This is a genomic window from Mesorhizobium sp. RCC_202 (assembly GCF_041355295.1).
Classification (GTDB): Bacteria; Pseudomonadota; Alphaproteobacteria; order Rhizobiales; family Rhizobiaceae; genus Mesorhizobium.
The window spans coordinates 1-18,177 of sequence record NZ_JBFUPO010000014.1 but is presented as its reverse complement, the minus strand read 5'-3'; the positions used below and the strand labels follow the sequence as shown (position 1 = coordinate 18,177).

At 64.4% G+C, this 18,177-nt stretch carries 15 protein-coding genes; 12 read left to right on the top strand and 3 right to left on the bottom strand.

The window, feature by feature from the left end; genetic code table 11:
* Positions 1–10: 10 nt before the first annotated feature.
* The 7 genes from AB6802_RS26150 to AB6802_RS26120 all read left to right on the top strand — a co-directional run bounded on the left by AB6802_RS26150 (position 11) and on the right by AB6802_RS26120 (position 6,939).
* Entirely contained in the window at positions 11–676 is a 666-nt protein-coding gene (locus AB6802_RS26150; RefSeq protein WP_371013090.1) for a response regulator transcription factor, read from the top strand.
* A gap of 22 nt (positions 677–698) precedes the next feature.
* Complete coding sequence (locus tag AB6802_RS26145; protein WP_371013089.1) at positions 699–2,087, top strand: ATP-binding protein; 1,389 nt, start codon at positions 699–701, stop codon at positions 2,085–2,087.
* A 152-nt stretch (positions 2,088–2,239) separates the two neighbouring features.
* Positions 2,240–2,677: a hypothetical protein gene (locus tag AB6802_RS26140; protein WP_371013088.1), complete on the top strand. Its 438-nt coding sequence runs from the start codon at positions 2,240–2,242 to the stop codon at positions 2,675–2,677.
* A 108-nt stretch (positions 2,678–2,785) separates the two neighbouring features.
* Positions 2,786–3,922 carry a c-type cytochrome biogenesis protein CcmI gene (ccmI, locus tag AB6802_RS26135; protein ID WP_371013087.1) on the top strand — a complete coding sequence of 379 codons (1,137 nt, stop codon included), beginning with the start codon at positions 2,786–2,788 and terminating at the stop codon, positions 3,920–3,922.
* 4 nt (positions 3,923–3,926) lie between these two features.
* A complete protein-coding gene (gene ccmE / locus AB6802_RS26130; RefSeq protein WP_371013086.1) occupies positions 3,927–4,367 on the top strand; it encodes a cytochrome c maturation protein CcmE in 441 nt (146 codons plus the stop codon).
* Positions 4,368–4,492: 125 nt separating this feature from the next.
* Positions 4,493–6,481 (top strand): heme lyase CcmF/NrfE family subunit, encoded by a 1,989-nt coding sequence (locus AB6802_RS26125; protein WP_371013085.1) that lies wholly within the window; start codon positions 4,493–4,495, stop codon positions 6,479–6,481.
* A complete protein-coding gene (locus AB6802_RS26120; protein ID WP_371013084.1) occupies positions 6,478–6,939 on the top strand; it encodes a cytochrome c-type biogenesis protein CcmH in 462 nt (153 codons plus the stop codon). The genes AB6802_RS26125 and AB6802_RS26120 overlap by 4 nt, the downstream gene beginning before the upstream one ends.
* Here AB6802_RS26120 and AB6802_RS26115 read toward each other — a convergent pair.
* Both AB6802_RS26115 and AB6802_RS26110 read right to left on the bottom strand, forming a co-directional pair.
* Positions 6,936–7,244 (bottom strand): type II toxin-antitoxin system RelE/ParE family toxin, encoded by a 309-nt coding sequence (locus AB6802_RS26115; protein ID WP_371013083.1) that lies wholly within the window; start codon positions 7,242–7,244, stop codon positions 6,936–6,938. The two genes, AB6802_RS26120 and AB6802_RS26115, sit on opposite strands and share 4 nt — an antisense overlap.
* A complete protein-coding gene (locus tag AB6802_RS26110) occupies positions 7,241–7,510 on the bottom strand; it encodes a CopG family ribbon-helix-helix protein (RefSeq protein ID WP_371013082.1) in 270 nt (89 codons plus the stop codon). Before AB6802_RS26110 ends, AB6802_RS26115 begins: the two co-directional genes overlap by 4 nt.
* Before the next feature lie 224 nt (positions 7,511–7,734).
* Between AB6802_RS26110 and AB6802_RS26105 the strand changes: the two genes are divergently transcribed.
* From AB6802_RS26105 to AB6802_RS26085, 5 genes are all read left to right on the top strand, one after another.
* The gene (locus tag AB6802_RS26105; RefSeq protein ID WP_371013081.1) at positions 7,735–9,288 is read left to right on the top strand and encodes a Do family serine endopeptidase; all 1,554 of its coding nucleotides are present in this window, start codon (positions 7,735–7,737) and stop codon (positions 9,286–9,288) included.
* 375 nt (positions 9,289–9,663) lie between these two features.
* The gene (locus AB6802_RS26100; RefSeq protein WP_371013080.1) at positions 9,664–10,338 is read left to right on the top strand and encodes a response regulator transcription factor; all 675 of its coding nucleotides are present in this window, start codon (positions 9,664–9,666) and stop codon (positions 10,336–10,338) included.
* Between the two features lie 8 nt (positions 10,339–10,346).
* Positions 10,347–11,816, top strand: coding sequence for an ATP-binding protein (locus tag AB6802_RS26095; protein WP_371013079.1), 1,470 nt, complete (start codon positions 10,347–10,349; stop codon positions 11,814–11,816).
* 11 nt (positions 11,817–11,827) lie between these two features.
* A complete protein-coding gene (locus AB6802_RS26090; RefSeq protein ID WP_371013078.1) occupies positions 11,828–14,833 on the top strand; it encodes a bifunctional [glutamine synthetase] adenylyltransferase/[glutamine synthetase]-adenylyl-L-tyrosine phosphorylase in 3,006 nt (1,001 codons plus the stop codon).
* Positions 14,830–15,102, top strand: a complete 273-nt coding sequence (locus AB6802_RS26085; protein ID WP_371013077.1) for a hypothetical protein — start codon at positions 14,830–14,832, stop codon at positions 15,100–15,102. Before AB6802_RS26090 ends, AB6802_RS26085 begins: the two co-directional genes overlap by 4 nt.
* Before the next feature lie 405 nt (positions 15,103–15,507).
* Here AB6802_RS26085 and AB6802_RS26080 read toward each other — a convergent pair whose 3' ends face one another.
* Positions 15,508–17,829, bottom strand: coding sequence for a PAS domain-containing sensor histidine kinase (locus AB6802_RS26080; RefSeq protein ID WP_371013076.1), 2,322 nt, complete (start codon positions 17,827–17,829; stop codon positions 15,508–15,510).
* Positions 17,830–18,177: the final 348 nt, after the last annotated feature.

Sequence of the window (18,177 nt, the reverse complement as noted above, 5' to 3'; positions counted from 1 at the left end):
CTTGGAAATCATGCGCGTGCTCGTCGTCGAGGATGACAAGGATCTCAACCGGCAGCTGGCCGATGCGCTGGTCGACGCCGGCTACGTCGTCGACCGCGCCTATGATGGCGAGGAAGGGCACTTTCTCGGCGATACCGAGCCTTACGACGCCGTCGTGCTCGACATCGGCCTGCCGCAGATGGACGGTATCAGCGTCGTCGAGCGCTGGCGCCGCAATGGCCGCAAGATGCCGGTGCTGATCCTCACCGCGCGCGACCGCTGGAGCGACAAGGTGTCCGGCATCGATGCCGGCGCCGACGATTACGTGACAAAGCCGTTTCACATCGAGGAGGTTCTGGCGAGAGTCAGGGCGCTGATCCGCCGAGCCGCCGGTCACGCCTCGTCGGAGCTGACTTGCGGGCCGCTGCGCCTGGACACCAAGGCCTCCAAGGCCGATGTCAACGGCGTGCCGCTGAAGCTCACCTCGCACGAGTTCCGGCTGCTCGCCTATCTGATGCACCATATGGGCGAGGTGGTGTCGCGCACCGAACTGGTCGAGCATCTCTACGACCAAGATTTCGACCGTGATTCCAACACCATCGAGGTGTTCGTCGGCCGGCTTCGCAAGAAGATGGGCATCGACATGATCGAAACCGTACGCGGCATGGGCTATCGCATGCGTGAACCGGAGGCGTGACGCGGAACCGCTGCAGCCAACCATGACGACGCGGCTTTCGCGGCTGCGGTTCTGGCCGCGCTCGCTGACCTTCCGCGTCATCGCCTTTTCCACCATCTGGGCGATCCTGACGCTGGTCGTCATCTTCACCCTGATCACCACGCTCTACCGCCAGGCCAGCGAGCGCGGCTTCGACAGCTTGCTGTCGGCGCATCTGTTCAACCTGATCGGCTCAGTCGGCATTTCCGACAATGGCGCGCTGACCGGCACGCCCGATCTGGGCGACTTGCGCTTTTCCGAGCCGAACTCGGGCTGGTACTGGTCGGTCGAGCCGGCTTCCGAGGGCGTCCATGGCGAAATTCACTCCTCCTCGATGACGACCTCGATCCTGTCGCCGACCGTCGCCGACGTGCCCTTCAACTCGAACTTCCAGCGCAGCTATTCGATGGCAGGCATAAAGGGCGAGCAATTGGAAGTCTTCGAGAGCGAGTTCGTGCTCGATGCCAAGAACCGCGCCGCGCGTTTCCGCGTCATGGGCAATCACAGCGAGCTGGAGCAGGAGATCGGCAGCTTCCAGCGCCGCCTGCTTACCTACCTGTCGCTGTTCGGTATCGGCATGATCGCCATCAATGCCATCGCCATCCTTTTGGGTTTGCAGCCCTTGCGCCGCGTGCGCAATGCGCTGGCGATGGTCCGTGAAGGCACCGCGCAGCGGCTCGACGGCAGCTTTCCGGCCGAGATCGAGCCTCTGGCCAACGAGACCAACGCGCTGATCGAGAACAACAGGCGCATCGTCGAGCGCTCGCGCACGCAGGTCGGCAATCTCGCCCATTCGCTGAAGACGCCGCTTGCCGTGCTGATCAACGAAGGCCGCGCGCTCGGTGGGCCGAAGGGCCAGCTTATCGCCGAACAGGCTGCCTCGATGCAGAAGCAGGTCGACCATTACCTGCAGCGCGCCCGTGTTGCCGCCCAGCGCGACAGCGTCGTCTTCCGCACCCCGGTTTCGCCGCTGGTCGAGCGCATGGTGCGCGTGCTGCGGAAGCTCAACCCGCAAACCAGGCTTACGCTGTCGCTGCCGCCGATCGAGATCGTCTTTGCCGGTGAGCGCGAGGATCTGGAGGAATTACTCGGAAATCTGCTGGATAATGCCGTGAAATGGGCAAAGAGCGCCGCGATGGTGTCTGTCGCCGCCGTGCCGGGAAACATCAACCTGTTTGAAATCGTTATAGAGGATGACGGTCCGGGAATTCCCGAAGACAGCGCGCGGGACGTGTTGAAGCGTGGCAAGAGACTGGACGAGACGAAGCCGGGGACGGGGCTTGGCCTTGCCATTGTCGCTGACCTCGTCAACGAGTATGGAGGCGCCTTGGCGCTGGAACGGTCCGGCATGGGCGGCTTGAAGGTGGTGGTAAGATTGCGGAGCCTCCAATAATGTTCTTTATCGATTTTCGGGCGGCCGGGCGCGGCCAAATTTCCGACAAATATCAATACTATGGCCACCATCTCGATGGCGCGGCCCCCGATCATTCCCAGTCACGAAGTCCATCAAGACGTCCATCTCGCTCAAGAGAACCGATTGCTGGCATGAAGATTCGCGTCGCGCTCGTTTCCGTCCTGCTCGCCGTTTCCGGATGCACGACGCTGGGTAGGGGTGGTCCCACCTCTCCGGCCACGCCCGTGTCCACGCCGCCGTCCGGCGGCAAGGTGTCGACCAGCATCGTTTCGGCCATGAATGGCGGGCTGATCGGCGGATCGATCGGCTCGGGCCTGAGCGATGGCGAAAAGCGCAAGGGGCTGGAGGCGGAGTACAAGGCGCTGGAATACAACACCAGCGGCCAGAAGGTGACGTGGAAGAGCGACAACTCGACCCGCTATGGCGAGGTCGTCGCCGCCCAGCCTTACCGGGTCGGCTCGCAGGATTGCCGCCAGTACACCCATACCGTTTATACCAACGGCGCGGGCGTCACCGCGCGCGGCACCGCTTGTCGCAACACCGACGGCAGCTGGACGCCGCTGAGCTGACAAGTCGGCGGGATTGACGTCGATCAAGGTCAGACGGTCGATCTGCCGCCAAAGCGTCGCAGGACATGCGTGTTGGCAGGGCAGGGCTCTGCCTTTATTGGAAGAGCCATGCTGTTCTGGGTCATAGCCGCAATCCTCACGCTGGGCGCCAGCCTGGCGGTGCTTTTGCCGCTCACCGGCGGCTTGCGAGGCGCGTCGCCGGCAGGCGATCATGACCTCGAAGTCTACCGCGACCAGCTTTCCGAGCTCGACCGCGACATGGCGCGTGGCCTGATCCAGCCGGGCGAAGCGCAAGAGGCGCGCGCCGAGATCGGCCGCCGCATCCTGCGCCTCGGCGCGGCCGCCGAACCGGGCGCCGCAACCGCCAGCCCAGCGCGCGGCGCCAGGCTGGTCGCCAGCGCGGCGGTGCTTGCCGTGCCGCTGCTGAGCTGGGGGCTCTACGGCGTGCTCGGCTCGCCCGACCTGCCTTCGCAGCCGCTGGCCGAACGCCTCGCCAAGAACCCGGCCGATTCCTCCGTCGATGAGCTCGTTGCCCGGGCGGAGGCGCATCTTGCCGCCAATCCGCAGGACGGCAAGGGCTGGGACGTGCTGGCGCCGGTCTATCTGCGCCTGCAGCGCTATGCGGACGCGGTAACCGCCTATCGCAACGCCATCCGGCTCGACGGCGACAGCGCTGCTCGCCGGGCGGGGCTGGGCGAGGCGATCGCCAGTGCGGCCGGCGGCATCGTCTCGGCCGACGCCCAAGAGGCCTTCGAGGCGGCGCTGAAGCTCGATCCGGCCAACGCCAAGGCGAGTTTCTACCTGGCGGTCGGCCTTGCCCAGGAGGGCAAGAAGACCGAAGCAATCGCGGCCTGGCAGAAGATGCTCGGCCAGCTGGCGCCGGATTCGCCATGGCGCAACGCTGTCCAGCAGGCGCTGGCCGAAGCGGTGGCGCCTGCGGACGCGGCCGGCACCACGACCAATGGCCCGGATGCGCAGCAGGTCGAAGCGGCCCAGCAGATGGCGCCGCAGGACCGGCAGGCGATGATCGAGACCATGGTTGCCGGCCTCGACGACAAATTGAAGCAGAATCCGCGTGACGAGGAAGGATGGATGCGGCTCATTCGTTCCTATGTCGTGCTTGGCAAGGCCGACCAGGCGCGCGACGCGCTCGGCCGTGCCGTCGCCGTCTTTGGCGCCGGCAGCGAGCAGGCCAGGAAATTCACCGCCTTCGCCGCCTCCCTCGGCGTGACGGCGACGGAGTAGAGGAATGACGCGCAAACAGAAGCGATTGTCGGTGATCCTTGCCGGGCTGGCCTTTCTCGGCGCCGCCGCCGGCCTCACCTTCTACGCGCTCGGCCAGAAGGCTTCCTATTTCTACATGCCGGCCGATCTTGCCACCGCGAGCGTGCCGCCCGGGCAGCGCATTCGCCTCGGCGGCCTTGTCGAGAAGGGAACCGTCGCGCGCGGCCAGGGCGCCACCGTTGTCTTCTCGGTCACCGACAAGCTGAAGTCGGTCAAGGTCACCTATACCGGCATCCTGCCCGACCTCTTCCGCGAGGAGCAGGGCGTCATCACCGAGGGCGCGTTCGGCCCGGACGGCGTCTTTGTCGCCGACAGCGTGCTGGCCAAGCACGACGAGCGCTACATGCCTAAGGAAGTCGCCGACGGGCTGAAGGCCAAGGGCGTCTGGCAGGAAAGCACCAACTGATGAGCAGGTTCCGCAAAAGTGCCACGCGGTTTTGCGATCAGAACCTGCGCCAAAAGGAAGATCGCAGGTTCCGCAAAAGTGCCACGCGGTTTTGCGATCAGAACCTGCGAGAAAACGGGTAAACAATGGTCGAGACTGGACATTTCGCCCTCGTCCTCGCCTTCGCGCTGTCGCTGGTGCAGATGCTGGTGCCGCTGATCGGTGCCCGCACCGGCAATCAGCGGCTGATGGCGGTCGGCGGTCCGGTCACGGTCACCGGCTTCGCGCTGACGGCGCTGTCTTTCGCGGCGCTGGCGAGCGCCTATGCCAGTTCCGATTTCTCGGTGGCGAGCGTGTGGGAAAACTCGCATTCGCTGCAGCCGATGATCTACAAGATCACCGGCACCTGGGGAAACCACGAAGGCTCGATGCTGCTGTGGGTGCTGATCCTGACCTTCTTCGGCGCGCTGGTCGCCGTCTTCGGCACCAATCTGCCTTCGACCCTCAAGGCCAATGTGCTTGCCGTGCAGGGCATGATCGGCGCCGCCTTCTTCCTGTTCATCCTGGCGACGTCCAACCCGTTTGTCCGCTTGAATCCGGCGCCGATCGAAGGCCGCGACTTGAACCCGATCCTGCAGGATCTCGGCCTCGCCATCCATCCGCCGATGCTCTATCTCGGCTATGTCGGCTTCTCGATCTGCTTCTCGTTCTCGGTCGCGGCGCTCATCGAGGGCCGCATCGACGCCTCCTGGGCGCGCTGGGTGCGGCCGTGGACGCTGGTCGCCTGGATGTTCCTGACCGGCGGCATCGCGATGGGCTCCTACTGGGCCTATTACGAGCTCGGCTGGGGTGGCTTCTGGTTCTGGGACCCGGTCGAGAACGCCTCCTTCATGCCGTGGCTTGCCGGCACGGCGCTGCTGCATTCGGCGATCGTCATGGAAAAGCGCTCGGCGCTGAAGATCTGGACGCTGCTGCTTGCCATCCTGACCTTCTCGCTGTCGCTGCTCGGCACCTTCCTGGTGCGCTCCGGCGTGCTGACCTCGGTCCATGCGTTCGCCACCGACCCGACGCGCGGCGTGTTTATCCTCTGCATCCTGACGCTGTTCATCGGCGGCTCGCTGGCGTTGTTTGCGCTGCGCGCCTCGCGGCTGACGGCAGGCGGCCTGTTCCAGCCGATCTCGCGCGAGGGCGCGCTGGTCTTGAACAACCTGTTCCTCACCACGGCAACCGCCACCGTGCTCGTCGGCACGCTCTACCCGCTGGCGCTGGAAGCGCTGACCGGCGGCAAGATCTCGGTCGGCGCGCCGTTCTTCGACCTGACCTTCGGCCCGCTAATGCTGCCGCTGCTGGCGATCGTACCTTTCGGCCCGCTGCTTGCCTGGAAGCGCGGCGACATCCTTGCCGCTTCGCAGCGCCTGATGGCGGCCTTCGCGCTGGCGCTCGCCACCATGTTGGTCACCGGCCTCTTCATCAACGATGCTTCGGTCTTTGCCGCGCTCGGCGTCGGCCTTGCCGTCTGGCTGATGGCCGGCGCGCTGACCGACCTTGCGGTCAAGGCGGGTGTCGGCTCGGTAGCGCCGACGGTCATGTTCAGGCGCTTCATCGGCTTGCCGCGTTCGGTCTTCGGCACGGCGCTTGCTCATCTTGGCCTCGGGCTGACGCTGCTCGGCATCGTCGGCACGCTTTGCTTCGGCACCGAGAAGATCCTCACCATGAAACCGGGCGAGACGGTGGAACTGTCGGGCCACAGCGTTCGCTTCGAAGGCCTCGTCCCGCAGAAAGGGCCGAACTTCACCGAGGATCGCGGCCGCTTTGTGCTGATCTCGAACGGATTTGAGGATGGCGAGATCACCTCGGCCAAGCGCTTCTATCCGGTCCGCCAGACGGTGACGACCGAGTCCGGCATCAGGACGCTGGGCTTCAGCCAACTCTATCTGTCGCTCGGCGACGAGGCGAAGGACGGCTCGGTGGTCGTGCGCCTGTGGTGGAAGCCGCTGGTAACGCTGATCTGGGGCGGTGGCCTGGTGATGATGGCGGGCGCGGCGATGTCGCTGCTCGACCGCCGCCTGCGTGTCGGCGCGCCGGCAAAGCGGCGCAAATTGGCGACGGCGGCGGCAACCGCGAGCCCGACATGAAGGCGAGGTTTTCGTTCGCCTCGCTGGTCCTGCTGCTGGCCTTGCTTTTTGCCGGCGCCGCCCACGCGGTGAAGCCCGACGAGGTGCTGCAGAATCCGGCGCTTGAGGCGAGGGCGCGCGCGCTGTCCGAGGGCCTGCGCTGCATGGTCTGCCAGAACCAGTCGATCGACGAATCCGACGCCGATCTCGCCCGCGACCTGCGCATCCTGGTGCGCCAGCGCCTCGTTGCCGGCGACACCGACCAGCAGGTGATGGACTACATCGTCTCGCGTTACGGCGAGTTCGTTCTGCTCAAGCCGCGCTTCAGCCTGCGCACCGCGCTTTTGTGGGGCACGCCGGTGCTGCTGCTGCTTATTGGCGGGGCTTTTATCGTGATCGGCGCCCGTTCGCGCCGTCCATCCGCGTCGGCGCTTTCAGCCGAAGAGCAGGCGGCGCTGGAAAAGATGTTGCGCGACTAAGAAGGCCACTCTCCCGGCGGCCAATCTCGTGACGTATGGATAACGTGTAAGATAACGACGCTTTCCCGGCCGGCGATCGCGCGCAATTGGTAGGTAATGATGTAGGGCAAACGGCCGACGGGTTTTTCGTAAGTGCCCGTCACCCTACCAGACCTGCCCGTCGCCATGTCACCTAGGCGCTGCCCAGCTTCACGAATACGATCCGCGAGCCGTCTGGCGGCCGCAGGATTATCCAGAGCGACATAGGCTATCTGCTGCTTGACATCGTCTAGCGCTTCCCGCGACCAGGTGACGAACCGCTTCACGCCTTGCCTGCGCGCTCAGCTTCCGCTGCTTCGATTACAGCGTCGATTTCCGCCATGGCTTCGTCGTGAGATACCAGACGACCAGCCTCCGCATCGGCCATGCCGCGCTTTATGCCGTCGATAATTCCGAGCTCTCGGTCGACATAGGCTGAAACAGCCTCCGCTGCGAGGAAGGACTTGCTGCGTCGGGTATCGGTGGCGATGCGCTCGAGTTTTTGCCGTGTTTCCGACGAAACTCGGATTGTCATGGTGGTGCTTGCAGTCATTGTGAAAGCCCTGTGTTGAGTTGTGTACAAGGTAGCACAAGTCTTAAGCGACACCAAGCCAAAGGGCGATGTATCGCGGCGTCAACCGCACCGATGGAGCCAAGCGCCAACATTACAAAACTTTCATGTCGCGGAAATGGCGCCGTAATGTGCGGCTCTCTAATCCTCTTGCCCGAGGATGCATTGCCTGAGCGCATCCCTGTCTACATAGAGGATAGAACCCCATGAATATTGCCCCCAATTCATATTCCGCCAGCACCCGCAAGCGCCTGTTGGCTGCCGTCGCTTCGCTCGCCCTTATCGGCACGGTCGGCGCCGGCATGCTCGCAACCGGCACCGCCCCCGTGCTGGCCGATGCCGTGCGTGTCGAAGCCCCGCAGATGCCGAGCTTCGCCGATGTCGTCGAGCACGTCTCGCCGGCTGTCGTCAGCGTCAAGGTCAAGTCCAAGATTCAGCCCACCGCCGATGACGGCTCCGACGATCAGAACGGTTTCGACAACCTGCCCGACAATCCGCAGCTGCGTCAGTTCTTCAAGCAGTTCCGCGGCTTCGGCGACCAGGGTCAGGGCGGCCAGTTCGGCCAACGGCACTTCGATCATCGCAATCCCGGTAACGGCCAGCCGCGTCCGGTGGCGCAAGGGTCGGGCTTCTTCATCTCCGAAGACGGCTATCTCGTCACCAACAACCACGTCGTTTCGGAAGGCTCGGACTATACGGTCGTCACCAATGACGGCAAGGAACTCGACGCCAAGCTGGTTGGCACCGACCCGCGCACCGACCTCGCCGTGTTGAAGGTCGATGGTGGCAGCAAGTTCACCTATGTCGACTTCGCCGACGATTCCAAGATCCGCATCGGTGACTGGGTGGTGGCCGTCGGCAATCCGTTCGGCCTCGGCGGCACGGTTACCGCAGGCATCGTATCGGCCCGTGGCCGTGACATCGGCGCCGGCCCCTATGACGACTTCATCCAGATCGACGCTTCGGTCAACCGCGGCAATTCGGGTGGCCCGACCTTCAACCTCAACGGCCAGGTGATCGGCATCAACACGGCCATCTTCTCGCCGTCGGGCGGCAGTGTCGGCATCGCCTTCGACATCCCGGCCTCGACCGCCAAGCAGATCGTCCAGGACCTGATGAAGAGCGGCTCCGTCCAGCGCGGCTGGCTCGGCGTCGAGATCCAGCCGGTCACCTCCGACATCGCCGAATCGCTCGGCCTGAAGTCGGACAAGGGCGCGCTGGTCTCGAGCGCCCAGGATGCCGGTCCGGGCAAGAAGGCAGGCATCGCCGCCGGCGACGTCATCACCCAGATCGACGGCAAGGACGTCGACTCGCCGAAGGATCTCGCCCGCACCATCGGCGCCTATGCGCCGGGCAAGTCGGTCGATGTCACGGTCTGGCGCGGTGGCAAGTCCCAGTCCGTTAAGGTCGACCTCGGCACGCTGCCCGCCAGCGACAAGCAGGCCTCGAACGACGACGGCAAGCAACAGGCGCCCGCCGCCAAGGCCGACACGCTGGCCGACCTCGGCCTGACCGTCACCAAGGCTGAGAGCGGCAAGGGCCTCGTGGTCACCGATGTCGATCCCGACAGCGACGCGGCCGATCGCGGCATTCAGCCCGGCGACGTCATCACCTCGATCAATTCGAACGATGTGAACACCACCGATGACGTCTCCAAGGCGATGGTTGATGCCGCCAAGGCCGGCCGTAAGGCCGTGCTGATGCAGATCACTCGCGACGATTCGAACCGCTTCGTCGCGCTGCCGGTCGGCAAGGGCTGATAGCAAACGCTTTCGACTTTTCCCTGCGGCGGTATCAACACCCCCGAGCCGCCGCCGGGAAAACATGGGGCCGAACACGTCAGTCAGTCACCGTGTTTCGCTCCTGGCGGCAGCGGGTTCCCATCCCCGCTGCCGCTTTAACTTGGAGCATGTCGCCCAAAAGTGGGCACCGGTTTTGGGATGACGACATGCGAAGCAAAAAAGCGCATGTCGCCCAAAAGTGGGCACCGGTTTTGGGATGACGACATGCGAAGCAAAAAAGCGCATGTCGCCCAAAAGCGGGCACCGGTCTTGGGATGACGACATGCGGCTTTGATAAGGCAAAGAGCCATGACTGCCCCTCAACCTTCCAGTGAAATCGCGTATAACGGATCCATGAAGATTCTCGTCATGGAAGACGATCGCGAGGCGGCGGACTATCTGCAGAAAGCCTTCGCCGAGGCTGGCCACACCGCCCATGTCGCCGGCGACGGCGAGACCGGTTTCGCGCTGGCCGATGCCGGCGACTATGACGTGATGGTGGTCGACCGCCTGATGCCACGCCGCGACGGCCTGTCGGTGATCGCGGCACTTCGCTCGCGCGGCAACACCACGCCGGTGCTGATCCTGTCGGCGCTGGGCGAGGTCGACGATCGCGTCACCGGCTTGCGCGCCGGCAGCGACGACTATCTCACCAAGCCTTACGCCTTTTCCGAGCTGCTTGCCCGTGTCGAGGTGCTGAACCGCCGCGCCAGTGCAAGGGAATCCGAGACGGTCTATCGGGTCGGCGATCTCGAGCTCGACCGGCTGTCGCATTCGGTCAAGCGCGCCGGGCGCGAGATCACGCTGCAGCCGCGCGAGTTCCGTCTGCTTGAATATCTGATGCGCCATGCCGGCCAGGTGGTGACGCGCACCATGCTGCTCGAAAATGTCTGGGATTATCATTTCGATCCGCAGACCAACGTCATAGACGTCCATGTCTCGCGCCTGCGCGGCAAGATCGAGAAAGGCTTCGACAAGCCGATCCTGCACACCATCCGCGGCGCCGGCTACATGCTGAAGGGCGGCTAGAGCCCAACATGGCATTATCCCTGCCGGCCATCATGAAGACGACGGCGGCGCGGCTTTCGGCGCTTTATCTTCTGCTTTTCGCGCTCTGCGCCGTGCTTTTGGTCTTCTACATGACCTCGCTGTCGGCGCGCATGCTGATGGCGCAGACCCAGGATACCATCAACGACGAGGTATTGGGCCTGGCGCGTGCCTATCAGCGCGGCGGCCTGCCGGTGCTGGTGCGCGTGGTCGAAAATCGCTCCCGCCAGCCCGGCGCCAATCTCTATCTCATCGCCGACGCCAACGGCCAGATCCTGACCGGCAACGTGCAAAGCCTTGAACCTGGCGTGATCGAGACCGAAGGCTGGACCACCGAACCCTTTTCCTACCAGCGTTTCGGCGAGGGCGAGCTCGACCGGCTGCGCGGCGGAGATCAGAGCGCGCCTTCGACCGGCACGAGCGGGGCGCAAGCCGAGGGCGAGAAGGGCCACAACGCCATTGCCCTGGTGCTGCGGCTGCCCAACCAGATGATCATGCTGGTCGGCCGCGACCTCGGCGAGCCTGAGCGCTTCCGCGCCGTCATCAAACGCGCCTTGATGCTGGCGCTCGGCATGATGGGGCTCGGCGGGCTGCTGATCTGGTTCTTCGTCGGTCATGCCGCCTTGAAGCGCATCGACAACGTCTCGGAGGCGAGCCGCCGCATCTTGGGCGGCGACCTGTCCGGGCGGCTGCCGGTGACCGGCGCAGGCGACGAGTTCGACCGCCTGTCGGAAAGCCTCAACACGATGCTTGCGCGCATCGCCATGCTGAACGAAGGCCTGAAGCAGGTTTCCGACAACATCGCCCACGACCTCAAGACGCCGTTGACCAGGCTACGCAACCGCGCCGAGGCCACGCTTGCCGGGAAGCACAAGACGGACGCCTATCGCCAGGCGCTCGAGGGCACGATCGCCGAATCCGACCAGCTGATAAAAACCTTCAACGCCATCCTGATGATCTCGCGCCTGGAGGCGGGCTATTCGTCGGAGACGACTAGCCCCGTCGATCTCGCCGCCACGGTGAGCGATGTCGTCGAGCTCTACGAGCCGGTGGCGGAGGAGGTGGGCGTCGCGCTGGAAGCCTCGGCGCCGGATGCCCTTGTCGTCAACGGCAACCGCGAGCTGATCGGCCAGGCGCTCTCCAACATTGTCGACAACGCCATCAAATATTCGACGGACGCCACCGAGGGCCCGAAGGTGCGGCTCACGCTGGCGCGCGTCGGCAACGAGATCAAGCTTGCCGTCGCCGACAATGGCCACGGCATTCCCGACGATGGCGACCGCGCGCGTGCCACCGAGCGCTTCGTGCGGCTGGAGAAGAGCCGCTCGCAGCCGGGCTCAGGCCTCGGCCTCAGCCTCGCCAAGGCGATCATGACTTTCCACAATGGCAGGCTTGATCTTGCCCCGGCCAATCCCGGATTGTCCGTGGTCATGAGTTTCCCGGCGCGGGAGATGCATTGATGGCGGTGAGGATGACGAAGAAAAAGGTCGAACCCGAGTGGCGGCTTGGTCCGAGGCTGGCGCTTCAGCCGCTGGACAGGGACCATGCCCGGCGCGAGCTCTCTGAAATCGCCGACGCCGCCGAAGAGGAAGGTCTTTTACGTCTTGCAGGTTTCCTGGCCGGCGAGGGACCTTCGCAGGACCTGCTTGCCGCCATCTTCGATCTGTCGCCTTTCCTGCGCGATCTGGCGCGTCGTCGGCCGGCCATTCTCGACACGCTGTTCGACCAGACCATTGAAAAACGACTGCTCGCCATCGGCGAAGCGATCGCAAGTGCCGCGAGCGCAGAGGACGTCTCGGAATCGGCGCTGATGATGCAGCTCAGGCAATGGAAAACCGAGGCGCATTTCCTGATCGCGCTGGCCGATCTTTCAGGCGAGGCGGAAGCCTCGGTTTCCGTGCGCCGTCTCAGCGACCTGGCCGACGCCTGTACTGGCGCCGCCGTCGATTTCCTGCTGCTCGACGCGCACCGCCAGGGCAAGCTCAAGCTGCCCGATAAAAAACGTCCGGCGCGCGGCTCGGGCTGGATCCTGCTCGGCATGGGTAAGCTCGGCGCGCATGAGCTGAATTTTTCCTCCGACATCGACCTGGTCGTTTTCTTCGATCCGGCAGCGCCAGCCATCGTCGATCAGCTCGACGCGACGGAGCTGTTTTCGCGCCTCACGCGCCGTCTGGTGCGCATCCTGCAGGACCGCACCGAGCACGGTTATGTCTTCCGCACCGATCTGAGGCTGCGTCCCGATCCCGGCTCGACGCCGCTGGCGATCCCGGTCGAGGCAGCGCTTCGCTATTACGAGGCGCGCGGCCAGAATTGGGAGCGCGCGGCCATGATCAAGGCGCGGCCGGTGGCGGGCGATCTCGCCGCGGGCGCGGCCTTCCTCAAGGAATTGCAGCCCTATGTCTGGCGCAAATACATGGACTATGCGGCGATCGCCGACGTCCATTCGATCAAGCGCCAGATCCATGCCCACAAGGGCCATGGCGAGATCGCGGTGAAGGGCCACAACGTGAAGGTCGGCCGCGGCGGCATCCGCGAGATCGAATTCTTCGTCCAGACCCAGCAGCTCATCGCCGGCGGCCGCTTCCCGGAGCTGCGCGGCCGCGAGACGGTGCCGATGCTCGCCGCGCTCGCCGCGCGTGGCTGGATCACCGCCGAAGCGCGCGATGCGCTTGCCCGCCAGTACTGGTTCCTGCGCCGTGTCGAGCACGCTATCCAGATGGTCGCCGACGAGCAGACGCATATCCTGCCGGACAGCGACGAGGAGCTTCGGCGTATCGCCTTGATGCTGGACTTTGCAGGCGAGGCGGAATTCGCCAAGGCCTTCCGCGCCTCGCTGCAGGAGGTCGAGCGCCATTATGCGGCGCTGTTCGAGACCGCGCCCGAGCTCTCGGCCGGCGTCGGCAATCTGGTCTTTACCGGCGATGTCGACGACCCCGATACGTTGCAGACCTTGCACGGCCTCGGTTTCCAGCGGGCGAGCGATATTTGCCGCGTCATCCGTGGCTGGCATTTCGGCCGTTATCGCGTCACCCAGTCGGCGGAAGCCCGCGAGCGACTGACGGAACTGACGCCGGCGCTGCTTAAGGCCTTCGGCCAGACGCGCCGCGCCGACGAGGCGCTGATGCGCTTCGACGAATTCCTCACCGGCCTGCCGGCAGGCATCCAGCTCTTCTCGCTGCTGCAGTCGAACCCGGCGCTCTTGAAGCTGATGGCGACGATCATGGGTGCGGCGCCCCGGCTGGCGACCATCATCACGCGCCGGCCGCATGTCTTTGATGGCCTGCTCGACCCGGCGCTGCTGACCGAGCTGCCCAACCGCGCCTATCTCTCGGCGCGGCTTGCCGCCTTCATCGAGGGCGACCGCGCCTATGAGGATGTGCTCGATCGCCTGCGCATCTTCGCCTCCGAGCAGAAATTCCTGATCGGCGTGCGCCTGCTGGCTGGTTCGATCGATCCCCCGCGCGCCGGCCGCGCCTTCTCTGATCTCGCCGACCTCACCATCGAGGCGGCGCTCGACGCTGTTATCGCCGAATTCGCGCTGCGTCATGGCAGGATAGCAGGCGCCAGGGTAGCCCTGCTCGGCATGGGCAAGCTCGGCAGCCGCGAGCTGACCGCCGGCTCCGACGTCGATCTCATCCTGCTCTACGACCATGATGCCGATGCCGAAGAGTCCGACGGCGACAAGCCGCTGGCGCCCTCGCATTACTATACGCGCATGACGCAGCGCCTGATCGCCGCCGTCTCGGCACCGACGGCCGAAGGCGTGCTCTATGAGCTCGACCTGCGCCTGCGCCCGTCCGGCAACAAGGGTCCGGTCGCCACCCATATCGACGCTTTCAAGAAATACCAGCGTCAGGAAGCCTGGACCTGGGAGCACATGGCGCTGGCGCGGGCACGCGCCGTCGGCGGTGATGCCGAGCTCTGCGCCGAACTGGAAGAGGAGGTGACGGCGGTGCTGGCGCAGCCGCGCGATGCCGCCAAGGTGAAGGCCGAAGCGTCGGAGATGCGGGCGCTGATCGAGAGGGAGAAGCCGCCGCGCGACCTCTGGGACATCAAGCTCGTCCCGGGCGGCCTCATCGATCTCGAATTCATCGCCCAGGTCGCTGTCATCACCGGCGCTGTCGAGCCCGGCCGCCGGACGACGGCGACCGCCGACATCCTGGCGCGGCTGGAGCCGAGCTTCGCCGCCACGGATGTGCGCGACGAACTTGGCGAAGCCTATCGGCTCTATCTGGCGCTAACCCAGATGATCAGGCTTTGCCTTACCGGCGAGTTCCAGCGCGACGATGTCCCGCCGGGGCTTTCGGATCTGCTCCTGGCGGTAACCGACCTGCCGGATTTCGCCGTGCTCGAAGCGCATCTCAAGGAAACGTCGCGGAAGGTCAGGAAGGATTTCGACCTTCTGCTTCGCACGGGCGCGCGAAAGAGCGCATCCGGCCGCATCGGGGGTGACGATGCAACAGGAGAAGACCCATGAAGAAATCCACCAAGCTTGCCCTTGCCTTCGTGGCGCTGGCCGGCGCCGTCGGCACGGTTGCTTATGCCGAAAACAAAGCCGCCGGCGGCGAGCGCGCGCCAAAGGGTACAACGGCGCGGCTCAGCAAAGCGACCAGCGGCACCATCGGCTTCGACCAATTCTCCGATGCAATGGAGGCGCGGCTGAGAGAGTTGGCCGCCGGTAAAGGCAGAAGGTTGACGGTGGCAGAACTCGCCGATGCGCTGGAGAAGGCGCGACCAGAATCCTAAGATCTCGGCTACTCGGTGCGTTGGACTTGATGCAGCCTCCGACGTGCATACGCCTGCAGAATCCGGTCGCGCAGATGGGCGTAGAAGCGTGGCGGCAACATGCCGTAGTGGAAGCGGGATGGATTACTTCCCGGAATAGACCTGAGATCGGGACCAGGCCAGAGGAAATCGTTGGTTTCGCTGACCTCTACTGCATCGTTAGGATCTGCTGGAGGCGAGTGTGTGATTGGAACGACCGTCACAACTTCTTCGTTATCGCCACTGGGCTCCGTTGAGCAGCGTCCTGAAAGCGGCCCACATTCTGCTGAAACTCTGTCGATGTTACGCGCATAAAAGTCACCTCTTTATCCAAAATAGATAAAATAGATAACTTTTCAAGGTTGCTTTAGCGCGCAGATTGTTGCGTCACGCCGCGACCTTCACCGCCGCTGGCGACTTCTTCAGCGGGATGCGCACCGACACGATGGTGCCGACGCCTTCGGTCGAGCGGATTTTCAGCGCGCCGCCCTGCAGTTCAGCGAGCGAGCGTGAGATGGCCAGCCCAAGACCCGAGCCGGCATGGTTCTTGGAAAACTGGTTCTGCACCTGCTCGAACGGCCGGCCGAGCTTGGTCAGTGCCTGCTTGGGGATGCCGCAGCCATTGTCCTCGATGGTAAGGACCAGCGCTCCCGAAGTGTTGCGGGCCCTGACCGTGATCCTGCCGCCCTGTCCGGTGAATTTCACCGCGTTGGACAAGAGGTTGATGGCGATCTGCTTGATCGCGCGTCGATCGGCGAAAAGCCGCATCGAATCGGCGATACGCGTGTCCACCATGATCGACTTTTCGGCGGCCTGCAGCGAGATCACGCGCACCGTTTCCTTGATCAGCGGGCAGAGGTCGATCTCCTCGCGGTCGAGCGAGAACTGGCCGGCTTCGATCTTCGACATGTCGAGGATGTCGTTGATGACGCCGAGCAGGTATTTGCCGCTGCCGTTGATGTCGGTTGCGTATTCCTCGTAGCGCGGCGAGCCGAGCGGTCCGAACAGGCCCTGTTCCATCAGCTCGGAGAAGCCGATGATGGCGTTGAGCGGCGTGCGCAGCTCATGCGACATGTTGGCGAGAAATTCGGATTTCGCCCGGTTGGCTGCCTCGGCGCGTTCCGTTTCCTTCATGTATTTGCGGTTGAGCTCGACCAGTTCGCTGGCCCGCTCTTCCTCGGCGCGGCGCGCGAGGCTGAGGTCGTGGATCGTCGCCATCAGCCGGCGCTCGCTGTCGACCAGCTTCTCCTGGTGCAGCTTGATCTGGGTGATGTCGGAGCCGACCGAGACGATGCCGCCGTCGCGGGTCGTCAATTCGTTGACCTGCAGCCAGCGGCCGTCGGCCAATTGCCGCTCGAAGCTGACGCCGCCTTGCGGCCCGTTGGCGTTGGCGAGCCTGCGCTCCGACGCGAAGGCCAACATGCGCTCCTCCAGGAAATCGCGTGTCGCGCCCGGCACCACGTCGCGGTCCGAAAGCCCGTTGTCCTTCTGGAATTTGGAATTGCACATGATCAGCCGGTCAGCCGCGTCCCACAGCACGAAGGACTCGTTGATGTTCTCGATCGCCGTCCGCAGCCGCATGTCGGCGGCTTCCGAGCGCAGCGCCAGGTGCCGCTGCTCGGTGACGTCGACGGCGATGCCGATCAGCTGGATCTCCGGCGCCTCCGGATCGATCACCTGGGCGCGGGCGCGCATCCACACCCACTGCCCGTCGGCGTGGCGCATGCGGAACACCTGGTCGATATGATCGATCTCGCGTTCGATGATGCGGTTGGCCAGCTCGAACAGGTCGTCGTCCTCGGGATGGATGATCTCGTCGACCTCACCGAAGGAGAGCATGGATTCGCAGGGCTCATAGCCCAGCATGTCGTACATCGAGCGCGACCAGTACATCTTGCCGCGCACCATGTCCCAGTCCCACAAGCCGCAGCGGCCGCGCACCAGCGCCATGTCGATGCGCTGATGCGCTTCCAGGTAGATGCGGTCGGCGGCCTGGGCCCGCGCCGCCTGGCCGAAATAGGCGTAGAGGATGACGATCAGCACGCCGGCCGTCAGCACGAACAGCGTGACGTTGAGCGACATCGACTTGCGCCAGCTGTCGAACACCGCGGCCTGCGGCACCAGAACGGCGGCGGCGTTCTTGCGGTTGCCCGAAAGGCTTACCGCCGCATACCAGTCCTGTCCGGCGATGGTGACGTCCATGACGCCGGCGCGGTCGCCGAACATGAACAGCGGCTGGCCGCCAAGCACCAGGCTGTCCAGCGTGCGGCCCTGCCAGCCCGTCGACAGCGGCGAGACGGCGACGATCTTGAAGGCGGCGTCGGTAATCATGAGCACATGGGCGCGGCCCATGGCGCCCTGGCGGCTCGTGTTTTCCAGCAGGTCGACGGCGTTCATGCCGGCAGCACTCGGGTCGGCGGTGATCGCCTGCGCCATTTGGCCGGCGGCCAGCGCCAGCACGGCCTTGGAATCGCGTTCGATTTCGTCATGCTCGTTCATCAGCGACAGGAAGCGCAGCGCTGCAATGACGACGAGGAAAATGATGATCAGCGCCGGGATAGAGCGGCGCAGCAGCGGCTCGGCGGCTAGAAGCCGCTGATAGGCAGGTTCGGCGATCAGGCGCGTGTTGCCGGCAAGTCCATCGCTTCTTGCCTTGCGACGCGCAAAAGCCTTCCCTCCGGGCGCGCCCCACGCGTCCGCCTTGGCCATAAATGGCACTCCCCGATCTGCCGTATTTACAGAAATGATCCGGTTACGCCGCACGCCCGAATCGTCAGTAAAGAATCAAAGCTGATTCGCCTTGTCCAGAGGCGCGGCCAAAAAAGATTAAAAATTGATTGAAATTCGCTCTTTTTCCCTTCTCCCCTTGTGGGAGAAGGTGGCCGCGAAGCGGCCGGATGAGGGGTGTTCCAGCGGAGTGAGGCGTTGGCATTCCCTGAAACACCCCTCATCCGTCTCGGCACTAGCGCGCCGATCCACATTCTCCCACAAGGAGGGCTTTGCACGGGAGCCGGTATCTGGCGCACATGGCGCACAGGCGTTTTTTGAAATGCAATC